This window comes from Insulibacter thermoxylanivorax (genome assembly GCF_015472005.1).
Lineage (GTDB): Bacteria > Bacillota > Bacilli > Paenibacillales > DA-C8 > Insulibacter > Insulibacter thermoxylanivorax.
Genome location: NZ_BMAQ01000019.1, coordinates 1 through 21,409, shown reverse-complemented (window position 1 = coordinate 21,409; position 21,409 = coordinate 1). Strand labels below are relative to the sequence as shown.

26 protein-coding genes are annotated in these 21,409 nt (G+C 51.6%); 2 read left to right on the top strand and 24 right to left on the bottom strand.

Going from position 1 to position 21,409, the window contains the following annotated elements; all coding sequences use genetic code 11:
• Positions 1–134: 134 nt before the first annotated feature.
• From PRECH8_RS08405 to PRECH8_RS08340, 14 genes are all read right to left on the bottom strand, one after another.
• Positions 135–1,082: a ribose-phosphate pyrophosphokinase gene (locus PRECH8_RS08405; RefSeq protein WP_200966661.1), complete on the bottom strand. Its 948-nt coding sequence runs from the start codon at positions 1,080–1,082 to the stop codon at positions 135–137.
• Between the two features lie 35 nt (positions 1,083–1,117).
• The gene (glmU, locus tag PRECH8_RS08400) at positions 1,118–2,509 is read right to left on the bottom strand and encodes a bifunctional UDP-N-acetylglucosamine diphosphorylase/glucosamine-1-phosphate N-acetyltransferase GlmU (protein WP_276569101.1); all 1,392 of its coding nucleotides are present in this window, start codon (positions 2,507–2,509) and stop codon (positions 1,118–1,120) included.
• A 201-nt stretch (positions 2,510–2,710) separates the two neighbouring features.
• A complete protein-coding gene (gene spoVG, locus PRECH8_RS08395; RefSeq protein ID WP_200966659.1) occupies positions 2,711–2,998 on the bottom strand; it encodes a septation regulator SpoVG in 288 nt (95 codons plus the stop codon).
• Between the two features lie 113 nt (positions 2,999–3,111).
• Positions 3,112–3,501, bottom strand: a complete 390-nt coding sequence (locus PRECH8_RS08390) for a RidA family protein (RefSeq protein WP_200966658.1) — start codon at positions 3,499–3,501, stop codon at positions 3,112–3,114.
• Between the two features lie 5 nt (positions 3,502–3,506).
• The gene (purR, locus tag PRECH8_RS08385) at positions 3,507–4,340 is read right to left on the bottom strand and encodes a pur operon repressor (RefSeq protein ID WP_200966657.1); all 834 of its coding nucleotides are present in this window, start codon (positions 4,338–4,340) and stop codon (positions 3,507–3,509) included.
• Positions 4,341–4,461: 121 nt separating this feature from the next.
• Positions 4,462–5,316 (bottom strand): 4-(cytidine 5'-diphospho)-2-C-methyl-D-erythritol kinase, encoded by an 855-nt coding sequence (gene ispE / locus PRECH8_RS08380; protein ID WP_200966656.1) that lies wholly within the window; start codon positions 5,314–5,316, stop codon positions 4,462–4,464.
• Between the two features lie 177 nt (positions 5,317–5,493).
• A complete protein-coding gene (locus PRECH8_RS08375) occupies positions 5,494–5,670 on the bottom strand; it encodes a small, acid-soluble spore protein, alpha/beta type (RefSeq protein WP_200966654.1) in 177 nt (58 codons plus the stop codon).
• Between the two features lie 120 nt (positions 5,671–5,790).
• Positions 5,791–6,066: a biofilm formation stimulator Veg gene (gene veg, locus PRECH8_RS08370; RefSeq protein WP_200966653.1), complete on the bottom strand. Its 276-nt coding sequence runs from the start codon at positions 6,064–6,066 to the stop codon at positions 5,791–5,793.
• Positions 6,067–6,177: 111 nt separating this feature from the next.
• Complete coding sequence (yabG, locus tag PRECH8_RS08365; protein WP_200966652.1) at positions 6,178–7,035, bottom strand: sporulation peptidase YabG; 858 nt, start codon at positions 7,033–7,035, stop codon at positions 6,178–6,180.
• 58 nt (positions 7,036–7,093) lie between these two features.
• Positions 7,094–7,984 carry a 16S rRNA (adenine(1518)-N(6)/adenine(1519)-N(6))-dimethyltransferase RsmA gene (gene rsmA, locus PRECH8_RS08360; protein WP_200966649.1) on the bottom strand — a complete coding sequence of 297 codons (891 nt, stop codon included), beginning with the start codon at positions 7,982–7,984 and terminating at the stop codon, positions 7,094–7,096.
• Positions 7,977–8,525 (bottom strand): ribonuclease M5, encoded by a 549-nt coding sequence (gene rnmV, locus PRECH8_RS08355; RefSeq protein WP_200966648.1) that lies wholly within the window; start codon positions 8,523–8,525, stop codon positions 7,977–7,979. The genes rsmA and rnmV overlap by 8 nt, the downstream gene beginning before the upstream one ends.
• Positions 8,526–8,616: 91 nt before the next feature.
• Positions 8,617–9,729, bottom strand: coding sequence for a resuscitation-promoting factor (locus PRECH8_RS08350; protein WP_207161784.1), 1,113 nt, complete (start codon positions 9,727–9,729; stop codon positions 8,617–8,619).
• Positions 9,730–9,913: 184 nt separating this feature from the next.
• Positions 9,914–10,684, bottom strand: coding sequence for a TatD family hydrolase (locus tag PRECH8_RS08345; protein WP_200966646.1), 771 nt, complete (start codon positions 10,682–10,684; stop codon positions 9,914–9,916).
• An 83-nt stretch (positions 10,685–10,767) separates the two neighbouring features.
• Positions 10,768–12,054: an HD domain-containing protein gene (locus PRECH8_RS08340; RefSeq protein WP_200966645.1), complete on the bottom strand. Its 1,287-nt coding sequence runs from the start codon at positions 12,052–12,054 to the stop codon at positions 10,768–10,770.
• 285 nt (positions 12,055–12,339) lie between these two features.
• On the opposite strand from PRECH8_RS08340, the gene PRECH8_RS08335 reads away from it, so the two are divergent.
• Positions 12,340–12,609 carry an AbrB/MazE/SpoVT family DNA-binding domain-containing protein gene (locus tag PRECH8_RS08335; RefSeq protein ID WP_200966644.1) on the top strand — a complete coding sequence of 90 codons (270 nt, stop codon included), beginning with the start codon at positions 12,340–12,342 and terminating at the stop codon, positions 12,607–12,609.
• 228 nt (positions 12,610–12,837) lie between these two features.
• Here the strand turns inward: PRECH8_RS08335 and rsmI are convergent, their stop codons facing one another.
• The 10 genes from rsmI to PRECH8_RS08285 all read right to left on the bottom strand — a co-directional run bounded on the left by rsmI (position 12,838) and on the right by PRECH8_RS08285 (position 20,915).
• A complete protein-coding gene (gene rsmI / locus PRECH8_RS08330) occupies positions 12,838–13,719 on the bottom strand; it encodes a 16S rRNA (cytidine(1402)-2'-O)-methyltransferase (protein ID WP_200966643.1) in 882 nt (293 codons plus the stop codon).
• A gap of 164 nt (positions 13,720–13,883) precedes the next feature.
• Positions 13,884–14,639 (bottom strand): tRNA1(Val) (adenine(37)-N6)-methyltransferase, encoded by a 756-nt coding sequence (locus PRECH8_RS08325; protein WP_200966642.1) that lies wholly within the window; start codon positions 14,637–14,639, stop codon positions 13,884–13,886.
• Positions 14,640–14,692: 53 nt separating this feature from the next.
• Complete coding sequence (gene yabA, locus PRECH8_RS08320; protein WP_200966641.1) at positions 14,693–15,067, bottom strand: DNA replication initiation control protein YabA; 375 nt, start codon at positions 15,065–15,067, stop codon at positions 14,693–14,695.
• A gap of 44 nt (positions 15,068–15,111) precedes the next feature.
• Positions 15,112–15,924: a PSP1 domain-containing protein gene (locus tag PRECH8_RS08315; RefSeq protein WP_200966640.1), complete on the bottom strand. Its 813-nt coding sequence runs from the start codon at positions 15,922–15,924 to the stop codon at positions 15,112–15,114.
• 3 nt (positions 15,925–15,927) lie between these two features.
• Positions 15,928–16,920, bottom strand: coding sequence for a DNA polymerase III subunit delta' (holB, locus tag PRECH8_RS08310; protein WP_200966639.1), 993 nt, complete (start codon positions 16,918–16,920; stop codon positions 15,928–15,930).
• 18 nt (positions 16,921–16,938) lie between these two features.
• The gene (locus tag PRECH8_RS08305) at positions 16,939–17,385 is read right to left on the bottom strand and encodes a YaaR family protein (protein WP_200966638.1); all 447 of its coding nucleotides are present in this window, start codon (positions 17,383–17,385) and stop codon (positions 16,939–16,941) included.
• Between the two features lie 175 nt (positions 17,386–17,560).
• Positions 17,561–17,890: a cyclic di-AMP receptor DarA gene (gene darA, locus PRECH8_RS08300; protein WP_200966637.1), complete on the bottom strand. Its 330-nt coding sequence runs from the start codon at positions 17,888–17,890 to the stop codon at positions 17,561–17,563.
• A gap of 26 nt (positions 17,891–17,916) precedes the next feature.
• Positions 17,917–18,594: a dTMP kinase gene (tmk, locus tag PRECH8_RS08295; RefSeq protein ID WP_200966758.1), complete on the bottom strand. Its 678-nt coding sequence runs from the start codon at positions 18,592–18,594 to the stop codon at positions 17,917–17,919.
• Between the two features lie 5 nt (positions 18,595–18,599).
• Complete coding sequence (locus PRECH8_RS08290) at positions 18,600–20,240, bottom strand: aminotransferase class I/II-fold pyridoxal phosphate-dependent enzyme (RefSeq protein WP_200966636.1); 1,641 nt, start codon at positions 20,238–20,240, stop codon at positions 18,600–18,602.
• Positions 20,241–20,732: 492 nt separating this feature from the next.
• Positions 20,733–20,915, bottom strand: coding sequence for a sigma factor G inhibitor Gin (locus tag PRECH8_RS08285; RefSeq protein ID WP_200966635.1), 183 nt, complete (start codon positions 20,913–20,915; stop codon positions 20,733–20,735).
• A 299-nt stretch (positions 20,916–21,214) separates the two neighbouring features.
• Here PRECH8_RS08285 and PRECH8_RS14380 point away from each other — a divergent pair.
• Positions 21,215–21,409 (top strand): hypothetical protein (locus tag PRECH8_RS14380; RefSeq protein WP_207161783.1); only part of this gene is annotated, 195 nt, incomplete at its 3' end.

The window sequence follows — 21,409 nt, the reverse complement described above, 5'->3', positions numbered from 1 at the left end:
AGAAAAGCTAGAAAAACTTCGCCGGCTCTCAGGTCGTTTACCAGGGTAGTTTTGTTTCTCCAACATAAGGAAAGACGGACAAGCGCAAACGTCAGATCACCGCACCGCCTGCGGGATTCCTCTCTGCAGAAGCCTCAGACGGTCTCGAACAGCACGCTGATCGAGATATTCTCGTGAATGTGCATGACCGCCTTGCCGAGCAGTTCAGCAACGGACAACACCGTGAACTTATCCGAACCGCCGCGGAAGGGAATCGTATTGGTTACGACAACTTCTTCGATGACTGAATGATGGAGGCGTTCCATCGCACTGCCGGAAAGCACGGCGTGAGTGCAGGTCGCAAAGATGCGCTTCGCCCCCGCTTGGCTCAGCGCTTCCGCCGCCAGCACGATCGTTCCCGCCGTATCGATGATATCATCGATGATAATCGCGGTTTTGCCGGCCACATCGCCGATGATATGCATGACTTCGCAGACATTCGGCTCGGGTCTGCGCTTATCGATGATCGCGATCGGTGCTTGCAGTTGTTCAGCCAATTTGCGGGCGCGCACCACGCCCCCGTGATCAGGGGAGACGACAACGACATCCTGCAGCTGCTTGGTCTGAAAATACTGCGAGATGATCGGTACGCCGTGCAGATGATCGACGGGGATGTTGAAGAACCCTTGGATCTGAGTGGCATGCAGATCCATCGTGATCACGCGGTGGGCGCCCGCGGCGGTGATCAGATCGGCCACGAGCTTAGCGGTGATCGGGTCCCGAGATCGCGCCTTGCGATCCTGCCGCGCATAGCCGTAGTAAGGGATGACCAGATTGATCGTCTTCGCCGAGGCGCGCTTCAGCGCATCCACCAATACGAGCATCTCCATCAGATGGTCATTCACCGGCGAACAGGTGGACTGGATCACGTACACATCGCATCCGCGGACGCTCTCCTGCACCTGGATCTTGATCTCCCCGTCGCTGAACTGAGAGATCTCTGCTTCGCTCAGCGACACGCCGATCACCCGCGCCACTTCCTGCGCGAGCATGGGATTGGAATTGCCGCTGAACAGTTTCAAGTTCGGGTCTTCTTGAGACAACCGGGTTCACTCCATTCCGCTTAACCGTGATACGACTAGGATTCCCTTTTTTTCGATTTCATACGTGCTTTGATTCGCGAAGCATACCCTTCTTTGTTCGTCTGTCTCTCCCGGGCGACGGCCATGGCATCATCGGGCACATCCTGCGTGATCGTCGAGCCGGCGACGACATAAGCCCCTTCGCCGACGGTTACAGGCGCGATCAGATTGCTGTTGCTCCCGATGAATGCATCGTTCTTGATCGTCGTGCGATTCTTGTTGAACCCGTCATAGTTCGCCGTGATCACGCCGCAGCCGATATTCACCCGCTCGCCCACATAGGCATCTCCGACATAGCTGAGATGCGGCACCTTGCTGCCGTTTCCGATCACCGAATTCTTGATCTCGACGAAGTCCCCGATCTTCACGCCGCTGCCGATCTCAGCGCCCGGCCGCAGATAAGCAAACGGACCGACCGTCGTGCCGTCGCCGACGACAGCTTGCTCCAATACCGCATAGCGGATCGTGACACCTGAACCGATCTTCGAAGCCGCGATCTCCGCCTGCGGCCCGATCACACAGTCCTCGCCGATGATGGTGCCGCTCCTTAGAATCGTACCCGGCAAGAGTACGGTATCAGCGCCGATCGTCACGCCGCTCTCGATATACGTATGGACCGGATCGATGATCGTCACGCCGCCCTGCATAAGCTCCCGGTTAATCCGCTCGCGCATATGCCGTTCAGCTTCGGCCAGGGCGATGCGGTCATTCACGCCGATCGTCTCCGTGATATCTTCGATCGGGTAAGCGATGATCCGCTCCTGTTCCCCGCTTAGAATGCGGAACACATCGGTCAGATAGTATTCGCCCTGCGCATTGTCATTGGTCACCTGGCTCAAGGCGGCAAACAGCTTGCGATTGTCAAAAACATACGTTCCCGCATTAATCTCGCGAACGGCAGCTTCTTCCTCATCGCAGTCCTTATGCTCCACGATCCTTGCCACGCTTCCGTCCGCACCGCGGATGATGCGGCCGTAACCCGTTGGGTCCTCGATGACCGCGGTCATGATCGTCGCCGCCGCGCCGCTCTCCTCATGGAGCTCCACCATCCGCCGGATCGTCTCACCGCGGATCAGCGGGGTATCGCCGCAGACGATAACCGTTGTCCCCGCTTGCTCAGCCAGCAGCGGCGCAGCCTGCAGCACCGCATGTCCTGTGCCCAACTGCTCCTGCTGCATCACATATTGAACCCGTTCTCCGAGGTATTGCTGCACCGCTTCCGCGCCGTGACCGACCACGACGTAGGTTTGCTGGATTCCAGCTTCTGCGAGTGCGTCCGTCACATGGCCGACCATCGGCTTGCCGCAGACCTCATGGAGTACTTTATATAATTTGGATTTCATCCGTTTGCCCTGGCCCGCTGCCAGAACGATTCCATAACGATTCATCAATCCATTACCCTCCATCTAGTAGAATTCCAATCTTCAGTTGATCTCGTTCTATCGTAACACAATGACCCTTGGATTAGGAATCGCTGTTTTCGCCCCTAAAATCTTCTATCTATCGAGGAAATCTTTACTCTGGCACCGCGAATAAGATTCGGAGACAAGGAAAAAGAGCCTGCACAGCGCAGGCTCTTGCTCTTTAGATTATGCACCTTCTTCTACTACACTTTCATCTTCTTCTACTGCACGCTCGTACTCAGCGAGCACCGCGGATTGGATCTTCTCGCGGGTTGCAGAAGAGATCGGATGAGCGATGTCCCTGAACTCACCGTCAGGTGTACGCTTGCTCGGCATGGCCACGAACAGGCCGTTATTGCCGTCGATTACGCGAATGTCGTGAACGACGAATTCGTTATCAATCGTAATCGATGCGATCGCTTTCATCCTGCCGTCTGTGTTGACTCGGCGGAGTCTGACATCAGTAATTTGCATCTGTGTTCACCACCTTTTTCCCCTACCTGCTGGTTGGTGTATAATTCCACAAATGCGCCGAAATTCCTTCTTATTTTTGCGATATTTTTTTGATTTTTTCTAATATAACAAATTTAATTGTGCAAAATTGCTGTTAATTCGATTTCGATCAGGACATCTTTGGGCAAACGGGCTGCTTCTACGGTGGATCTAGCCGGCTTGTGATCACCGAAATACGAGGCGTAAATCTCATTTACAACCGCGAACTGATCCATATCCTTCAGGAATACCGTTACCTTCACAACGTCCTTCCAGGAAGCACCTGCTTCCTTCAGGATCGCTTGCAAATTGCGAAACACCTGATGGGTCTGTTCCTCAATCCCGCCCTCCACGAGGCGGCCGTCAGCCGTCAAGGGAATCTGCCCCGATGTCCAGAGCATCTGGCCTGCTCTTACCGCCTGCGAGTATGGACCGATCGCAGCAGGCGCTTCTGATGTTGCGATCGTTTCGATTGATATGGTCATCTCGTTCAACCCTCCATCTCAAAGTAATTGCCCGGAAGGACTTCTATTCGTTTCTCCTTCTGGTCTATCTTAGCTATCTTGGCCAAAGAAACATAATCGCTGATCAACTGCTCTTCCTTGTTCGGCACTTCCGATTCGACGAATACGCCCACACCCTGCACCGTAGCCCGAAACTCCTTAAGCAGATCCATCATGCCCTGAATCGTGCCGCCGGCCTTCATGAAGTCATCGATGATCAGTACCTTCGCTTCTTCTGACAATGCCCTGCGGGCAAGGGACATCGTCTGGATGCGCTTGGATGAACCCGAGACATAGTTGATGCTGACGGCTGAACCTTCCGTCACTTTGTTATCCCGCCGCACGATCACTACGGGGATATTCAGATAAGATGCTGTAGCGTAGGCGATCGGGATGCCTTTCGTCTCCACGGTCATAACGACATCCAGTTCGCGGTCGGCGAAGGCTGAAGCGAACATCCGGCCCACCTCTTGCATGATCGACGGTTCTCCCAAGAGATCGGTGATATACAGATATCCCCCCGGCAGGATGCGCTCCGATTGTCCCAGCATCGCACAGATGCGCTGGATGAATGCCAGGGATTGCTGCTTCGGCGCCCGAGGGATATATTTGACTCCGCCGGCCGCTCCCGTGACCGTGATCAGTTCTCCCAAACCTTCGGAAGTGAAGACCTCCTTGATGATCGCCAGATCTTCACTGATCGACGACTTGGCCGCCCTGTATTGCTCAGCGAAAGTAGTGAGCGGGATTAAGGTGTGAGGGCGGGATAACAAATATTGTGTCATGTCCACGAGTCGTGAACTTCTTTTCATTTTCTTCATCTATGTGATCTCCTCAGTCTATATGTGGTCCAAATGAATCTAAATTATGCTCCAAATCCGAATGTTATATAGTGAATATATCATCTATGTACGGGTTTAAGCAATAATCTGTGCTGTTTCATCACGCCAAAGTTCGAACCACATACACCTCTTTGCAGAACCCCCGCAGACCGTTATAGATGCGATGCACCTTGGACTCCTTCCTTACCAAACCGAAAACCGTCGGTCCGCTTCCCGACATCTGCACGCCGTCAGCACCAAGCCGCTCCATACAGGCCTTGATGCGTGCGACCTCAGGATACATGCGGAGGGTCACCTGCTCCAACATATTGCCAAGAGAGCGGCACATCCCTTCGTAATCCCCATTCTCAAGCGCTTGGATCATCTGACGACTTCTTGCCGGCTCTTGATTGGCCGAGACATCGAACTTCCTGTATACCTCAGCCGTGGACACGCTGATCGCGGGTTTGGCCAGGATCACCCAGCAAGGCGGAGGAGACTTCACCCGCTTCAGCTTCTCGCCTCTGCCGGCAGCAAGGGCCGTTCCGCCGGTGACGCAGAAGGGCACATCCGAACCGATCTCAGCTGCTAATTCCTGCAGTTCTTGCTCGCTGATATTTAGATTCCACAAGCGATTCAAGCCGCGCAGCGTCGCCGCAGCATCGCTGCTCCCGCCTCCCAAACCGGCGGAGACGGGAATCTGCTTGTCGATATGGATATAGACGCCTTCTTTGACCCCATAACGCTCTTTGATCAGCTTCGCAGCCTGGAAGGCATGGTTTTTCTCATCAACGGGGATATAGCCGACGGGACTTGCGATGATGATCGTATCGCGATCCAGCGTTTTCAGCTCCAGACGGTCGGCCAAATCCACCATGGTCATCACCATCTCGACTTCATGGTAGCCGTCTTCACGTTTCCGCAAGATGTCCAATGTCAAATTGATCTTAGCAGGTGCTTTCTCATATACGATCATGATTATGACTCCTACTTAATGGATTGTGTTCATATTCTTGACCATGACTTAACTGATAGTATATCGGATTCCCCCAGGTGATGCCAATAGAGGGAACCCCTCCTCAGGAACCTTCCAAGCAAACAAAAAAAGCCGCTCCAAGAGTCCTGCTCTCGGAACAGCCACACGCTCTCTCCATCACCGCTGCTTAAGGCGTTCTTCTGCCAGCTGGATCGCCCGCTTCACCATATTGCCGGCATCCTTCGTGGTGATTCCGCCCCAGCCCTCACGCTGGACTTGATCATAGAAACCCAAGTCCTTGGCCAGCTCTGTCTTCAACTCTTCCGACATGACGCCCCTTCTGCGTCTTGACATCAAGGGATCCCTCCTTTGGATTAAGGAATCACCCTTAGTATGGTCGGCATCCTATCCGATGATACAGCCCGCGATGAGCAGAAAAAACAGCAGTGCGAGGACTGCTGTAACAAGTTAAGGTTAATCTTGCATATAGGAAATGCGAACTTGCCCTTCGTCGCTGATGACCGTTACTTCAACCGATTCGGTCAAAATATCGGCATAGCTGTACGAAACTCGCTTGAAGGCATGTTGATCCTGGTCCAATTTGACGATGAAAACAGATGGGTAGGTTTCTTCAAGCACGCCAACTCGCTCAATCGTCTTGCGACGACCTCCATTCGCACGAAGCAGGATCTTCTGTCCCACGTGCGCATCCAAACTCTGTTTGATCTCACTTAAAGAATTCCTTGCCATGACGAGCTACCACCTCTTTCATGTGCCATTATAGCACAAGGTGGACACGCTTGTCAAAGATAGAAAAAATATTATAACAATGCCTTGTGATGTTGTCAATGAAATATTCTGTTATCCCTCGACTTTGGGCGTGCCGACCCGATAACTGCCGCGCGTCTCGAATCCGCCCATCCCCCGCGTGCCGGACTGCGTCTGCCGCAGCACCTCCCGCACCTTCACCGTATCGCGAATCGAGGTGTAGGCCATCTTCACTGCGACGTGTACGGGGTCCAAAGCGTGAATCAGGATTCTCGCCGGTGAACTGGCGAAGTTCGCTCCCGCCTGCAGAAGCGCCTCAAAATGGGATTGGCAGGCACCCGCGATCACCGCCAAAGCATCCTTGTTCCGTTCATAACGCCGAACGACCTGCACGGCTTTGACGAAATTGTGCGAATTCCGGTAACTGGACAGGTCATGTTTGTTGACATAATGTTTATCCAGTCCGTCATGCCCGGTGATGACGACGATATCGGGACGTGAATGCGGCAGGATGTACTGCAGGAAATCCGCCATCTCTGCTTCCGGCACATAATGCCCTTCAGCGGGTACTTTAAGCCTCCCATACACCTGCATGCACTTTCGCATATAACTCAGGTCGCCGTCCAGGTGCAATACCTTGCCAGGCAGTTCGAAGGTTTCGTCCAGCCGCTGGGAATCCTCTTCTTCCCCTGCGTCTCTCTTCAGCTCCTGCATACGCGCTGCTTCTACATAGCGCAGCAGTTCGTTCGTCCGCTGCTCTGCCGCAGCATCCCAGCTGCGATAGATCTCTTCCTCAGTCACCGGGGCAGGAAGCAGATCGGACAGAGGGGCATCGGCCAAGAGTCTAACCTCTAAGCCCCGGAGCACTGCTAAGTTTCCCTTGATCGTCTCGATGCGGAATTGAATATCCTCGCCATATGATTTGCGTACAACGATATCGCCTTGCTTCATGCAGCCATCCCTCCTCGTTCATCCTATGGTGAACATGGGCGGATGGTGTATGGCATTTTCAATGATTCTCATACAAAGCGTCAGCGATCAGAGCAAACTCCTCAATCGATACGGTTTCAGCCCGCCTCGACGGATCTACACCGGCTGACAGCAGCGCTTCCGTTAACCGCTCTTTGTTCTGTTTGCCGGTGAACGAGGCAAGATTGTTGTAGATCGTCTTGCGGCGATGGGCGAAGGCCGCCTTCACGACGCGGAAGAAATGCACTTCATCCTTAACGGACACCGGCGGCTCGCTCCGCACCTTTAAGCGAATAACCGCTGAATCCACATTCGGCCGTGGGATGAACACCGTATGCGGCACCAGCGTCACCAACTCCGGCTCGCAGTAATACTGCACCGCGATGCTTAGGCTTCCATATTCCTTTCCTCCTGGATCTGCTGCCATCCGCTCTGCTACTTCCTTCTGGATCATGACCACGATATTGCTGAGGTCATGCCGCTCTTCCAACAGCTTTAACAGGATCGGGGTCGTGATATAGTAAGGCAGATTGGCGACGACATGCACCGAAGCACAGTCCGCGAACTGCTCCGAGATCAGCTGCTTGACATCGATCTGCAGGATGTCGCCGTGGATGATCGCCACATGATCCTGATCGGCGAACAATTCGCTGAGGATCGGGATTAAACGCTGGTCGATCTCCACCGCTGCGACCTTGCGGGCATGTTCCGCTAAACGCTGCGTCAACGCACCGATGCCGGGACCGATCTCAAGTACGCCGCTTTGCTCTGTAAGCTGTGCCGCGCTGACGATCTTGTTTAGGATGTTCTGATCGATGAGGAAGTTTTGTCCCAGGCTTTTTTTGAATGTAAATCCATGCTTCTTCAGGATCTGCTGCGTTCTGGTCGGCGTTGCGATTTCTTGCTGGGATATATGTCCATGGTCATTCATGAAGCGTCTCCTCCATCTGGGTATAGGCTTTCCAGAATTCTTCCCTGGTGATCTGAAAGATGCGGCAGCGCTTGAGGAAAGTCTTGCCGTTGGCATGTCCGATACCAAGCAGAATGCCCATCACTTCCCTGCGTGCCGCTGCACCCGGATGGATGACCAGGCCGCACGCCCGCAGATCCTCCATCGTAATCTCCGGCTCCGCTTCCGGCATCTCGGTCTTCACATGGCTCAGTGCTCGGCGGATCGCTTCCGGCGAAGCATGCTCCACCCCGACCTCGCCTTTGCGCCTCGCTTCGGATACCGGCAGAAACGCATGCTTACAGCCCGGAACATGCTGCGAGATAATACTGCGTATACGTTCTCCCGGATGATCGGGATCGGTGAAGATGATCACCCCGCGGCGCTCCTGCGCCAGCTTGATGCGCTCGATAATCTCTTGGTTAATCGCAGAGCCTCCGGTTTCGATCGTGTCCGCCTCCACGGCTCGCTGGATCGCTGCCGTATCCTCTCTGCCTTCTACGACAATAACTTCACGGATCATGCCCATTCCTCACAATCATGCTTGTATTAACTCCAGTAACAAGATAAAAGGAAGAGGCCCTGAACCTCTCCCTTTGCACATTCCCGACTTATCAATTCTCCAGCGGGTGTTCGGGACCGATTATATATACGGTTCCCTTCTTCTTGCCGAATTTTTCGGCTTCTTCATGGGAGTCGAAGTAGATGTCCACCCAGTTGCCCTTCACTCCGCTCCCCTTATCCTCAGCTCGACGGAAGCCGTATCCCTCGATATACATCCACCAGCCGAGCGGAATCACCTTGGGATCGACGGCAACCGTACGGCCTTCCTTCACCTTCGTTCCCGTATAAGTGATCCCGTATTCCGGATGATCCTCTGTCTTGCCCGTCGATTCAGGTCCGGCATCATAGGCCGTCAGCGTCGCTTCGATGATCTTCTTCACCCCGAAGGTGACACCGTCCTTCGTGACGGTCTGGATGTTCGGCGATGACGCCGAAAGGATCGCCACTTCACTGCGTGTTCCAACGGCGACGACCTTGTTCGTCGGAGCGCGCTGCTGCGTGGTCGAGATCAGCCGCTCTTCACGCAGCTGCCCATCCTCGTAGACGCGCTCATAGACGTGTTCGATCATACCGGGGTAACCTTCTTGCAAGACCTTCTCTTTCCCCTTGACGATCGCCGGGTCTTGGGTCGTGACAATTTCATATGGAATGATCTCGTTCTCTGTCTCGATTCTCTTCTCGATGCGCGCGATTCGAATTTGCTGCCCTGCTTCAATCGGGCTCGTCAACCCGGGCTGAACTTCGTCCCATTCGCCGAGCTCATAACCCGCTTCTTGCAGCAGTTCTGCTACGATCTCCGCCGTCGTCATCCGTTCGATCGATCGCCCATCGGCCGTGATCGTTACGGGTACGGCGAAGTTCACCTCGATCCGCGCGTGATCACTCACTCTATCCGTCAATGGCACAGAAACCTCATCCGCTTCTGCGAGAGAGATTCCTTGTTCCGCAAGTAATTCCTGCACATACACAGCTTTCGTCCTAACCGTCTGGCCGTGCCCATCGACGATGAGCTCTACCTGCTTGAGCTGACTTAGATTCAGCACGACGGTCAATATGACGATCATGATGAGCGCTGCGGCTGCTCCACCAACGATTCGGAAATTGTCACGCATCCAACCGGCGGCAGGTTTCACTGCGGTTTTAACGTGACTAATAAGACCCACCAACTATTTCCTCCTCTTTTTTTATCTCATTTAGGGATATTACTCAACTTGAGGAGGAAGTGTAAAGATGGGGATTTCCTTTGATTATGCGTCATTTGACCTAATCCGAGTTCCCAATTCCATTTTCCAAACAGAACCCAGTTATTTTGCATTCTTTCTCTTCATTTCTCATGAATGCTCATGATTATATCATTTTGGTAAATACTTGAAACGAATTTTCGGAGGTTATTCTTGCGATTTCTTCCATTTCTATTCCTTTTATTTCCGCAGCTGCCTCTGCAACATAACGAACATAGGCAGGTTCGTTTCGTTTCCCGCGATATGGGTGAGGAGTCAGATATGGGCAATCCGTCTCGATCAGCAGACGGTCCAATGGCACTTTGGCCAACACTTCCTTGGGTCGGACCGCGTTTTTGAAGGTGATCGGGCCGCCAAAGGAGATATAAAAATTCATATCCAGACACTGCTTGGCAATCTCCCAACTGCCCGAGAAACAATGCATGATGCCCCCTACTTCTGCAGCATTCTCTTCCTTCAAGATTCGCACCACATCGCCATGGGCCTCGCGGTTATGAATGACGATCGGCAGTTTCATCCGGCGGGCCAAGCGAATCTGCTCGCGAAAGATCTGCTGTTGAAGCTCCTTGGGGGAAGTATCCCAGTAATAATCCAATCCGATCTCCCCGATGGCAACGACCTTTGGATGGGAACAGAGCGATTCCAGCCACTCGAGATCGCCCTCCTCCATATTGATCGCATCCTGCGGATACCAGCCCACGGTGCTGTAGATGAAGTCATGTTCCTCTGCCAGTTTAAGCGAACTTGGTATCGTCTCGCGATTATATCCGATATTAACGATCCTCGTCACACCTGCATCCAGAGCCCGCTCGATGACCTGTTCTCTGTCCTCGTCGAATTGTTCTATATTAATATGAGCGTGCGTATCGATTAACATCTGACTGCCTTCCTTTCCACTCTGGATCTCTTGCAATCCAAGTTGTATCTATACTGATCTTACCCTGCAGCCGGATCGGCTTGTTACATACCCAGGAAATCCCTCAGCTCCGCCGGCCATGCCGAAGTTTGCTGCTTCAGCCATTCCCGTGGATAATACAGCTGATTCGTGCCTTTATGAACACCGCTGATGGAGCGGACGACCTCGGACTTCTCGGAGATCTCGATGATCTGTCCCCTCTCGCCGAGCAGCAAGATCGGCGCCTTCTTGCTCGTCTCTTCTCCAGGTTGATAAACATAATAAGGAAGATCGGAAGGGAAGTCAATTTCCAGGTAGTAGTCCGGATCGATGCCCAGATCCTTCATATACATGCGAAGCTCGTTCACGAATGGTTTATCTTTTTCTTCCAATGGTGTATATTTGAATAGGCGGCGAAAGAGGAAGCGATCACAAAGATCGGCTAACACGGCATCCTCCTCCTTCGTCCATTGCATCAAGGTCATCTGCATGAAGGATTCATCCAGCTTGAGGTACTGCTCAAGCGTCAGCTTTTCTTCGAATAAGGCCGGCAGGGGATCCATCAAGAACCGAAAAGCATAGCCCTGTTGGTACAAGCTTCTTGCCCGTTTAAGAATATTCCTTAAGATAATCTCCGAGCTGCGGGTGACAGGATGGAAGTATACCTGCCAATACATCTGGTATCTCGACATCAAATAGTGTTCAACGGCATGCATCCCGCTCTCTTTCACGACGATCCGTCCCTGATGGGGGCGAATAACCCGCAGGATGCGATCCAAGTCGAAAGTGCCGTAACTGACACCGGTATAATAGGCGTCGCGCAGCAGATAATCCATGCGGTCCGCATCTAGTTGACTGGATATTAGATGTACGACGATCTCTTGCGGATACTCCTTGCGGATCACCGCCGCCACCCGCTCCGGCAGACGCTCATCGGCCTTACGCAATACCCGATTAATCTCCGTATCCCCAAGGATGATCTGACACGTCCATTCCTCATGATCCACATGGAAGATCGGCTCGATCGAATGGGAGAAGGGACCGTGCCCGACATCGTGAAGCAAGGCAGCACACAAGCATACCATGCGTTCCTCCGCCGGCCAATCCTCATACCGATGCCGTTCAAACTGCGAGATGATCTTCCGGGTTATCTCATAGACTCCAAGCGAATGAGTGAATCGGCTATGCTCGGCGCCATGGAAGGTCATGAATGAAGTTCCGAGCTGGCGAATTCTCCGTAATCTCTGAAACTCCCTCGTATTGATCAAATCCCAGATCAGTTCATCTTGCACATAGATATATTGATGAACCGGATCTTTGAATACCTTTTCTTCCATATTTACCAGACGCATAGGTTCACCCGCCTTTAGATAATTGAAATTTTTGTCGGATTATTGACGATGATAGGCGAAAAAAATGTCGAAACATGTCGAATAAATAAATTTTCAATTGAATTTGTTTTAAAATTAATATATAGTCATTATAGTCGTTTTTCTCCATATAATCTGCATATTTCTCGCCTACATACTAATTTTTCACCCGCAAAGGATATTGACTTATTTGGGAATGGTTGGTACTCTAGTAATGAAAAGAGTGTCGAAAGATGACGTTTAATTTTAGAGAGGAGAATTATTGTCATGATGAAATCTACTGGAATTGTTAGAAAAGTTGACGAACTAGGACGCGTAGTTATTCCGATCGAATTACGTCGCACTCTAGGAATCAGCGAGAAAGATGCACTGGAGATCTATGTAGACGGCGAACGCATCATGCTCAAGAAGTATGAGCCTGCTTGCATCTTCACCGGCAACGCTGATGATCTCATTCACTACAGAGGCAAGATGATCAGCAAGCAATGTATTGAGGAATTGATCGAAATCTACAATTCTTCACAGTCGCAATCCTAATTCCTGTTCGACCTGCGCCTTACCAGGACTTCTAAAGGGACAAGCCTGTCGGTTGCATCCCTTTAGCGGCGCGGTTTTCACCGATTGGTCAGATATTTTCCGCTTATCTCTTCAGATTATGCTGACAAATCGGTGAAAATAGGTTATAATTTAAGTAATAATGACCTTGTTAATTCTAACCTTTTATATCTCCTTAATATCCCTAAGTGCGTTTGGCTCGAGGCGTACTTAGGGATTTTTTTGTTCTGCTAGACAGGCTTGATAGATCTCGCGCCTCGAAAGACCGCGGTCCGCAGCAGCCTTCTTCATCGATTCCTTACGATCGAAGCCCTGCTCTTGATAATAAGCCACGTGCTCGGGGATTGATAGTTCTTCCCACCACAGGGTATCGTCTTGCGCTGCTGCACCCGGTGCTTCTACCAGCAGACAGATCTCGCCTAACGGCTCCTGGGACGCAAACCAATCGATGCATTCCGCAAGCGTGCCGCGGATGACTTCTTCATGCTTCTTCGTGAGCTCACGGACCACTGCTGCCGACCGGTCTCCCCACAGCTCATGAACAGCGGTCAAGGTCTTGCGCAGTCTATGCGGCGCTTCATAGAAGATCACCGTTCCTTCGAAGCCTCGGAGTTCTTCCAGCACGGCCTTCAGCTTCTTGTTCTCCCGCGGCAGGAACCCAGCGAACATGAAGCGCTCCGCAGGAAGTCCTGAGATGATCAGCGCGGAGAGAGCTGCATTGGCTCCGGGGATCGGAACAACGGGGATCTGCTTAGCGATGGCAGCCCGAACAAGGTCCACTCCGGGATCCGAGATCGCGGGCAGTCCCGCGTCGCTGACAAGCGCCACATCCTGTCCTTCAAGCAAGGCGCGGATTAATGTTTCGCCGCTGGCATGCTTATTGTGTTCATGGTAGCTGACCAGACGCTTCGGTGTGATGTCAAAGTGCGTCAGCAGCTTGCGTGTATGTCTTGTATCCTCTGCAGCGATCCAGTCCGCTTCGCGCAGGATGCGAATCGCGCGGAAGGTCATATCCTCCAGATTGCCGATCGGCGTTGCGACCAGATACAGCGTTCCTGTCGGGTGCTCATCGAAACTCTTTTGGATCTGCATGGCTATCTCCTCTCCGCATGGTGATATCGGGGTGATCTCCTTGGGGTTTGTTCTCTATCTGTTCTCTATCTGTTCTCTATCTGTTCCCTATATTTTGTCCGCTCTCCTTCTTGTTCATCACTCCGGTCTATCTACGGTCCGTCCCATCTTCCTGCTGTTTCCGTTCAATCCTGGAGCTGAGAACGCTTCCCATAATAGACATCCAATAACTCCTGTCCATATCGATCGCCTTCATAGACGATGAGGGGCGGCAGTACGCGGAGTTCCGGAGCCGCATCGCGGATCGCTTCCACCAATACCATGTTCGCTTCTGTCCCTGCTCTTGGATGCACCATACGCAGCCGTTTGGGTTCTAAACGATACTCGCGCATCACTGACAGCAGTTCGCCAAGACGTGAAGCGCGGTGAACCACGGCTACTTTGCCGCCGCTCTTGACCAAGCGGGCAGCGGCAGCGATGACCTCTTCCATCGTGCATAGAATCTCAAATCTAGCAGCTGCGATGTACTCGTTCTGATTCACCATCCCAATCTTCTTCGGCAGATACGGAGGGTTAACGGTGACCAGATCGTAAGATCCGGGCGGAACTTCATATTGGTAGGTTCGAAGGTCTTGCTCGACGATGGTGATGCGCCCTTCCAGATGATTCAGCTTCACGCTCCTTCTCGCCATATCGGCTAACCGCGGCTGGATCTCCACGCCGGTAATCGGCAGCTTGCTGCGCGTTGACAGGAGCAAAGGGATCACTCCGTTCCCGCTGCATAGATCCAGCAGCCTGCCGCGGGCTGGAATGCTGCAGAACCTCGCCAGCAGCACCGCGTCGAGGGAGAAGCTGAACACCTCATCACTTTGGATGATGCGCAGGTCATGGGTTAACAGATCGTCGATGCGTTCGCTGGGGTACAACACAATATCTTTCATAACACTCCACTTTCCAGTGATGTTAAAACCGCAGGAGATCATCCTGCGGTCATTTATGATTTATGCAAGAAGGAGAGACAGAATAGACAATCGCCTTCCGTTCGTAAATGGCCGTAGTTGATATTGCAGATATGAAAACCTTCGTAATACAGCCGCGCGAGATTGTCATACCCTTCTCCCACCTGTGCTGAAGAAGCTTTGGCATCCTCCTCAGCTTGCTGGGATGCACGCTTCTGGTCCTCTTCCGCAGATTCGACGGCGTGCTCTTTTTTTAAGATTTTGCGTAATTGCTGGTTCTCTATGCTTAACCTCTTATTCTCTTCAAGCAAGTGAACGAGCTGTTCCTTCATAGCACTGAGCGATTCGTGCAAGATCCCGGCTTGCTCTTCGATAAGAATCATCTGTTGATAGATGTCTTTCTTGTCCACGGTCTCACCTCTGCTTCAGCACATCACTCACGGTGCGATATCCATTAGATGTCGTTTTGTTCAACTACATCATCAGGGGACATGTCCCAGATCTTATTGTGATGTTCGAACAACTGAACCTGAACCATATGTTCGTCCACTTTCAAACCGACGACCTTGCCGGGTCCCATCGTGGTCATCACGTGGGAGCCCACCTTCGGAAGTTCTGTCTTCACATTCTCATAGTTATCATGTTCGAACTTCAGACAGCACATCAATCTGCCGCACAACCCGGAGATCTTCGTCGGGTTCAGGGACAGATTCTGGTCCTTCGCCATCTTGATCGATACGGGTTCAAAATCACCCAGCCATGTCGAACAACATAACGGACGCCCGCAGGGACCGATCCCGCCCAAGATCTTGGCCTCATCGCGAACCCCGATCTGGCGGAGTTCGATTCGTGTACGGAATACACCGGCCAAGTCTTTGACAAGCTCTCTGAAGTCCACTCGTCCCTCAGCCGTAAAATAGAAGATAATCTTGTTTCGATCGAAGGTATATTCCACATCAATGAGCTTCATGCCCAGATTATGCTCTTTGATCTTCATCACACAGGTGCCAAAGGCTTCCTTGGCAGCTGCGCGGTTCTCTTCCACGATCTTCGCGTCCTCTTCGCCGGCTACGCGGATGACTTTCTTCAGCGGCAGGACGACATCGGTGTCATCTACTTCTTTGCGTCCGATGACGACTTTGCCGTATTCTATGCCGCGTGCCGTTTCGACGATCACATATTGATCCTTCTCGATCTCAAGATCATGCGGATCAAAATAGTAGATCTTGCCGGCTCGTTTGAAACGGACGCCTACGACGCTGTACATCGATTACACCTCCTGTACTGCAACAAGTAACCGCTCCAGTACAAGCTGCGGATTGACATGCGCCCGCAATTGTTTGCGTGCTTCGATCACGAACTCCAGCGCCCGGACCCAGCAGCCTGCATCTCGCTTAAGCGCTGCTTGCTTTAGCCAGCCGATCTGGTCTGGATAATTCAAAGCCGTTGTCAGCCGGGCCTGTACATGGATGATATCCTTAAACAGTAATCCAAATAATTGCAATATGATCTCCATATGTTCCGACAAAGAATTCTTGAATATTTTCTGCTGCGCAGTCAGCAATGACTTAGCAGGCGAACTCAAGGATTCTTTCGCTAATTGTATCACTATATTCCGACATTCTGCAAACCATTCGGATTGGGCATATTCTCTAGCAGCTTCCAAACCTGCTGCTAACTGCGATGCGGGGTTTGCTAGGGTATCGGGGATGCCTTCTGCTATGAGCTGGCTGGCGATGCTGGCAGGAGGTGACGGGGGGAAAGCGATGCGTTGTACTCGTGAAGCGATCGTTGGCAGAAGCGCATTCGCATTATCCGTGATCAGCACTGCTGTGATCCTCTCGCCGGGCTCCTCCAGAAATTTGAGCAGACTGTTCGCTGCCTGGATGGTCATCTTCTCCGCTTCTTCGATGATATACATACGCGGCCGATCATCTTCGGCGAGATAAGCAAAGCTGCGCTGCAATTGGCGGATCTGGTCGATCTTAACCGAAGCGCCGTCGGGTGCGATGCGGATGAGATCCGGATGATTGCCGTTAAGGACCTTGCGGCATTCAACACACTGACCGCAGGCTCTTCCGCCGTCTACAGGGCTTGTCCGATTCGTACAGAAGAGCGCTTGGGCCAGCGCCATCGCCGTCTGCAGCTTGCCTGAACCCTTCGGTCCGCTAAACAAATATGCGTGCGACAGCTTCCCTTCCGCTAAGCTTCTTAGAAGCAGCGCCTCCGCATGTTCACGCTTGATACTCGTGGTGATTCCCATGCTGATCCCTCTTTCCAATTATGAGAGCAGGTTGATCAGCAGACCTTTGATCTCTCCGATTTTCTGCAGGATCTGGATGCGTCCCTGCTCATGGGTTAGCATCTCCTCTGCCATGCCGATGAGATGAGCGTCGATTTCGTCGAGAATTTTGTACTTCTTGCCGCGGCCGCGCCGATCCCAGCCGCGCGTCTCTTTGATGCCGATGCCCCTGCGTACCGTATCCTCCAAGAAGTTACGGATCATGTTCTTGTATGCGTATAACTCGCGCACGGTCATCGACTTGCTCAACCGCTCGCCTTGCAGGATGATCTGTTGCAGTGTTCGCCGCAGCTGCTCTTCGGAATGCTCTTTCTCCTGCTGCCCCATAAAGTCTTGAAAGGAGCGGTTTCGGACATGCATCGCGGAAGGATGATCCACCGTCTTCCTGTCGCTGGTGATCGCGCGTATTCGATTGTCGATCTTCATATCCAACACGCCCCTTTCGCTTTCATGATCGAACCTGCTCCCTCTCTGGACGATGGAATAAATCCCATCTATCGGAATGACTTCAATGCATCTTCACATGCAACTCTTCTATGCATCTCTGTGAATGCATCTATATATCATCTATAAAAGAGGCCTCCGGCGGCCTCCCTTGACCTTAAAAATGTTCGAAGCGATCTACAGGTATGATGAATACCGCTGCTCCGCCCACTTGTACTTCAACGGGGTAAGGAATGTATGAATCAGTCGTACCGTCCATCGGCGAAACTGGTGTGACCAATTGATCGCGAACACGGCAGTTCGAACGGATGATGCGCATGACATCTTCCACCTTCTCATCTTCAACCCCGATGAGGAACGTCGTATTCCCCGCTCTCAAGAAGCCGCCCGTACTCGCTAGTTTCGTCGCCCGGATTCCTTCTTGAACCAAGGCATTAGACAGTCTGGGCGCGTCCTTGTCCTGTACGACAGCAACCACCATTTTCATAGACAATCCTCCTCCTTCATTATACCTTAATCTGCTGACGACACACGAAGCAACCTTTGGCAATCGGTATAGATCGTCTTGAATATCTCCTCCGGATCCCGGTCTGCATCGATGAGGTATACCCTGTCCGGTTCCGCTGATGCGATCTGCAAGAAAGCTTCGCGCACCCGCTCGTGATAGGCTTCGTCCTTCAGTTCGATGCGGTCCAGACGAGTTCCTGACCGCGCTAACCGCTCTTGAATCCGTCTCCTCCCCACTTCCACCGGGATATCAAGCAGATACGTGCGATGCGGCATGATGCCGGAGATCGCAAAACGATTAATCTCTCTTACCGCCTCTGCATCAAGACCTAATCCAGCTGCTTGATAAGCCATGCTGGCATCGACAAAACGATCACATAATACGATCTTTCCGGCTTCTAAGGCGGGGATGATCTTCTCATGGACGTGCTGTGCTCGTGAAGCTGCCATGAGCAGCGCCTCTGCCTGCCCATTCATCGCGGTGTTCTCGGGGGAGAGCAGAATGCCTCGAATCTGATCACTGATCGGCGTGCCTCCCGGCTCCCGGGTAACCACTACCGGATAACCGTCACGAACCAGTGCCTCAGCAAGTTTCTGAATCTGTGTGGACTTCCCTGATCCATCAGGACCTTCGAATGTGATGAATATTCCCTTAAGATGCAATATCGTATGCCTTCCTTTCATGCGTTTCAAGTTCCCTTGATGATGCAGACAGCATCTAATCCAGCATCGATCGTCCCTTGAAACCGCGCCCCCATCCTTGCCATCGTCTGCAAGATTCCGATCACTTCGCCGCTCAGCTTTTCACCAGGATAGACGAAAGGAATTCCCGGCGGATAGGGAATGATCATCTCTGCACTGCGCTTGCCAACCGCTTCTGAAAGCGGCACCTTGACGATCTGTTCCCCATCCATCATATGTCTAGAGAACGTTACTGCTTCGGTTGAAGTCGGAATGGTGGGTAATGTATATGTATTCGTTACGGGCTTGCTAAGTTCCTTCTTGTCCAACTGAGATTGCGTCGAGATCCGTCGAAAAATTTCCAAGATCCGCTCGCTGTGTTCCACCGTTGAAAAGGGGCTGAATACAAGCAGTACACAATTAGGATCTGCGAGTTCGACCATGCACCCGTGCTGCTCAAGCAGGTGCTGTAACTCATATCCCGTATAAGTCCCTGTTAAGTCTTGAACAGTTTGCTTAAAAGGATCCTGCAGAATGGTTGCCAGTGAATCCTGAGTTTTCAAAGATTCCTGCACCGAATCCAATCCATGCTCAGACTCCGATGCTCGCGGCGGGGTTCGAGGCGGAATTCGAGATGAGGCCAGATAGAACCACTCCATCTCCGCCATCCCTTGTTCAAAACGGCGCACAGCTTGCAAGCCCGCTTCGATGAATTCTCTGCCCTTCGTATGCATCAAAAGCCTGGCCACATCTAACGAGGCCATGATCGGATATGAAGGACTGCTCGTCTGCAAGAGGCGAATCGTCTGAACGATGCGTTCCTGGTCGACGCGCGGTCCCTGGATATGGAGCATCGCTCCCATCGTCAGTCCCGACAACATCTTGTGCGTCGACTGTACCACGGCATCTGCGCCGAAGCTCAGCGCAGACGGGGGTACGGCTTCATGGAAGCCGAAGTGCGCGCCATGGGCCTCATCCACCAGCAGCGGGATTCCGGCACGGTGCACGATGCTTACGACCTCTGCCAGATCAGCGGCTTGTCCATAGTAATTCGGCCGCGTCAGGAACAATGCCTTAGCCTCCGGATATCGGCGCAGCGCCTCTTCCAATGCAGATACCTGGATTCCCGCAGGATACCCAGTGATCGGATCCCAGATCGGCGGCAGGAAGACTGCCTTCGCATTGGCTAACATCAAGCCATGAATCACCGACTTATGAACAAAACGGTCGACGAGGATCACATCCCCCGGAGCACATACACTTAGGATCAACGCCAGATTCCCTAATGTGCTTCCTTGCACAAGGAAGAACGTCCGATCCGCACCAAAACACTGTGCCGCCAGCTGCTCCGCTTCCTTGATCACACCTGTCGGCTGATTCAGATCATCCAATCCAGTAATCTCTGTATAATCGTATTCCATCCAAGCCCTAAGCCGATTTTGACTTCCTGCATCCTGCACCGCGTTACCCGGCATAGCTATCCTCGATATGGCTGCCTCTGACACAGCCTCTCGCGGTATGATTTCCCCCGGCAAAACTTCCCCAGGCACTGCGTCTCCCTGTTTATGCCCCGGAACATGGAAGCTGATCGGCCGGCTTTCATGGTGTTCTATGATTCGTTCATATAATGGGGCACGATGCTTATCCAACATGTAGGCCTCCGCAACGCATGATCTGTGTTTAGGTGTTGATGATCCATGCATTAGTTTTTGTGTTTATTTTTTATCGGGTGCTCTTGCATTTTGTGTTATTACATTTTGTGTTATTACATTCTGTGTTATTGCAATCTGTGTTTTTGCAATCTGTGTTTTTGTTGCATTTCGTGTTCTAATATTGGCTGTTGCACCACTAGTTATGTGTATAGATTATCTAAGTATTATGTACTTTGCGTTTATGTACTTTGCGTTCGTTACATCTTAGGTTATGATGCGAATATAACGCGATTACTCAGACGAGCATGCACACCTTCTATTAAGGCTCATGTTCTTCTATGATTATAAACACTATGGTTAAAATGATCCTCTATACAGCTTTGCAGTGTAAACAACGGCTGCCAAAGGGCGAATTATGTCTATTATAACACGAACAAGCCCCGATCAATCACTATGATCGAAAGGCCTTGTTAAGAAGATACTTCTGCGCTATGAGGTCATCTTATACCATATCTTTTTCATTTGATCGACAAAGAAATGATATTTCTCTTCCTTAACATCTGTTCGGATCATTTCTTGTTCGCATTGCTCGCAGATTAATTGGTCACAAATCAATATACCCGTCTGCTGATCACGGCCGCATATGATGCACACTTCTGCATTTTGTTCCATAGGCACCATCATCCTTATTTCTTTTTTTAGCATTATGCCACAAATCTATAACTCTTAAACTTTATCACAGAATCCCTTTGACGAAACAATCTAATCTTGATTCGATCAAGATTAGATCAAGCATCTTCGCTCATGCCATAGTCTTATATTTTCATGATTTTCTGGCGAAGTCGATGATGGATACGCAAGATCGTTGATTCGATGATCTGCATCGACTAACAGTATCACCTTTTACCACATCCTATGTTAGGTCGCCTGCCTTGGTTCCAATTATGCCTTGGTTCCATTTAGAGGAATACATGAATCCCTTGGTGTTTAAGAACCCAGGAATCCCTGGTGTCAATTTCGAATCCGCAGACCCTGCCATCATATTGTGCTGGAACACCCTGTCATCATGTTGTGCCAAACGATTCTTCAACGATTTTGTCCTAAATTTAGGACACATCCTCCCCGCCGGCGCCTGTTTTTCGGTTTTTGTCCTGTTTTTAGGACAA

Excerpts from the sequence above, each read along its gene's own strand:
- PRECH8_RS08335 (WP_200966644.1), top strand. The coding sequence starts at position 12,340 with ATGATGAAATCTACTGGAATTGTTAGAAAAGTTGACGAACTAGGACGC.
- PRECH8_RS08375 (WP_200966654.1), bottom strand. The coding sequence starts at position 5,670 with ATGTCAAGACGCAGAAGGGGCGTCATGTCGGAAGAGTTGAAGACAGAG.
- rsmI (WP_200966643.1), bottom strand. The coding sequence starts at position 13,719 with ATGCAGATCCAAAAGAGTTTCGATGAGCACCCGACAGGAACGCTGTAT.
- PRECH8_RS08390 (WP_200966658.1), bottom strand. The coding sequence starts at position 3,501 with ATGACCATATCAATCGAAACGATCGCAACATCAGAAGCGCCTGCTGCG.
- PRECH8_RS08345 (WP_200966646.1), bottom strand. The coding sequence starts at position 10,684 with ATGTTAATCGATACGCACGCTCATATTAATATAGAACAATTCGACGAG.
- veg (WP_200966653.1), bottom strand. The coding sequence starts at position 6,066 with ATGGCAAGGAATTCTTTAAGTGAGATCAAACAGAGTTTGGATGCGCAC.
- glmU (WP_276569101.1), bottom strand. The coding sequence starts at position 2,509 with ATGAATCGTTATGGAATCGTTCTGGCAGCGGGCCAGGGCAAACGGATG.
- tmk (WP_200966758.1), bottom strand. The coding sequence starts at position 18,594 with ATGAAAGGAAGGCATACGATATTGCATCTTAAGGGAATATTCATCACA.
- yabG (WP_200966652.1), bottom strand. The coding sequence starts at position 7,035 with ATGAAGCAAGGCGATATCGTTGTACGCAAATCATATGGCGAGGATATT.
- darA (WP_200966637.1), bottom strand. The coding sequence starts at position 17,890 with ATGAAAATGGTGGTTGCTGTCGTACAGGACAAGGACGCGCCCAGACTG.
- PRECH8_RS08285 (WP_200966635.1), bottom strand. The coding sequence starts at position 20,915 with ATGGAACAAAATGCAGAAGTGTGCATCATATGCGGCCGTGATCAGCAG.
- PRECH8_RS08325 (WP_200966642.1), bottom strand. The coding sequence starts at position 14,639 with ATGAAAGATATTGTGTTGTACCCCAGCGAACGCATCGACGATCTGTTA.
- rnmV (WP_200966648.1), bottom strand. The coding sequence starts at position 8,525 with ATGATCCGTGAAGTTATTGTCGTAGAAGGCAGAGAGGATACGGCAGCG.
- PRECH8_RS08315 (WP_200966640.1), bottom strand. The coding sequence starts at position 15,924 with ATGTACAGCGTCGTAGGCGTCCGTTTCAAACGAGCCGGCAAGATCTAC.
- rsmA (WP_200966649.1), bottom strand. The coding sequence starts at position 7,984 with ATGAATGACCATGGACATATATCCCAGCAAGAAATCGCAACGCCGACC.
- holB (WP_200966639.1), bottom strand. The coding sequence starts at position 16,920 with ATGGGAATCACCACGAGTATCAAGCGTGAACATGCGGAGGCGCTGCTT.
- PRECH8_RS08305 (WP_200966638.1), bottom strand. The coding sequence starts at position 17,385 with ATGAAGATCGACAATCGAATACGCGCGATCACCAGCGACAGGAAGACG.
- purR (WP_200966657.1), bottom strand. The coding sequence starts at position 4,340 with ATGAAGAAAATGAAAAGAAGTTCACGACTCGTGGACATGACACAATAT.
- PRECH8_RS08340 (WP_200966645.1), bottom strand. The coding sequence starts at position 12,054 with ATGCGTCTGGTAAATATGGAAGAAAAGGTATTCAAAGATCCGGTTCAT.
- ispE (WP_200966656.1), bottom strand. The coding sequence starts at position 5,316 with ATGATCGTATATGAGAAAGCACCTGCTAAGATCAATTTGACATTGGAC.
- spoVG (WP_200966659.1), bottom strand. The coding sequence starts at position 2,998 with ATGCAAATTACTGATGTCAGACTCCGCCGAGTCAACACAGACGGCAGG.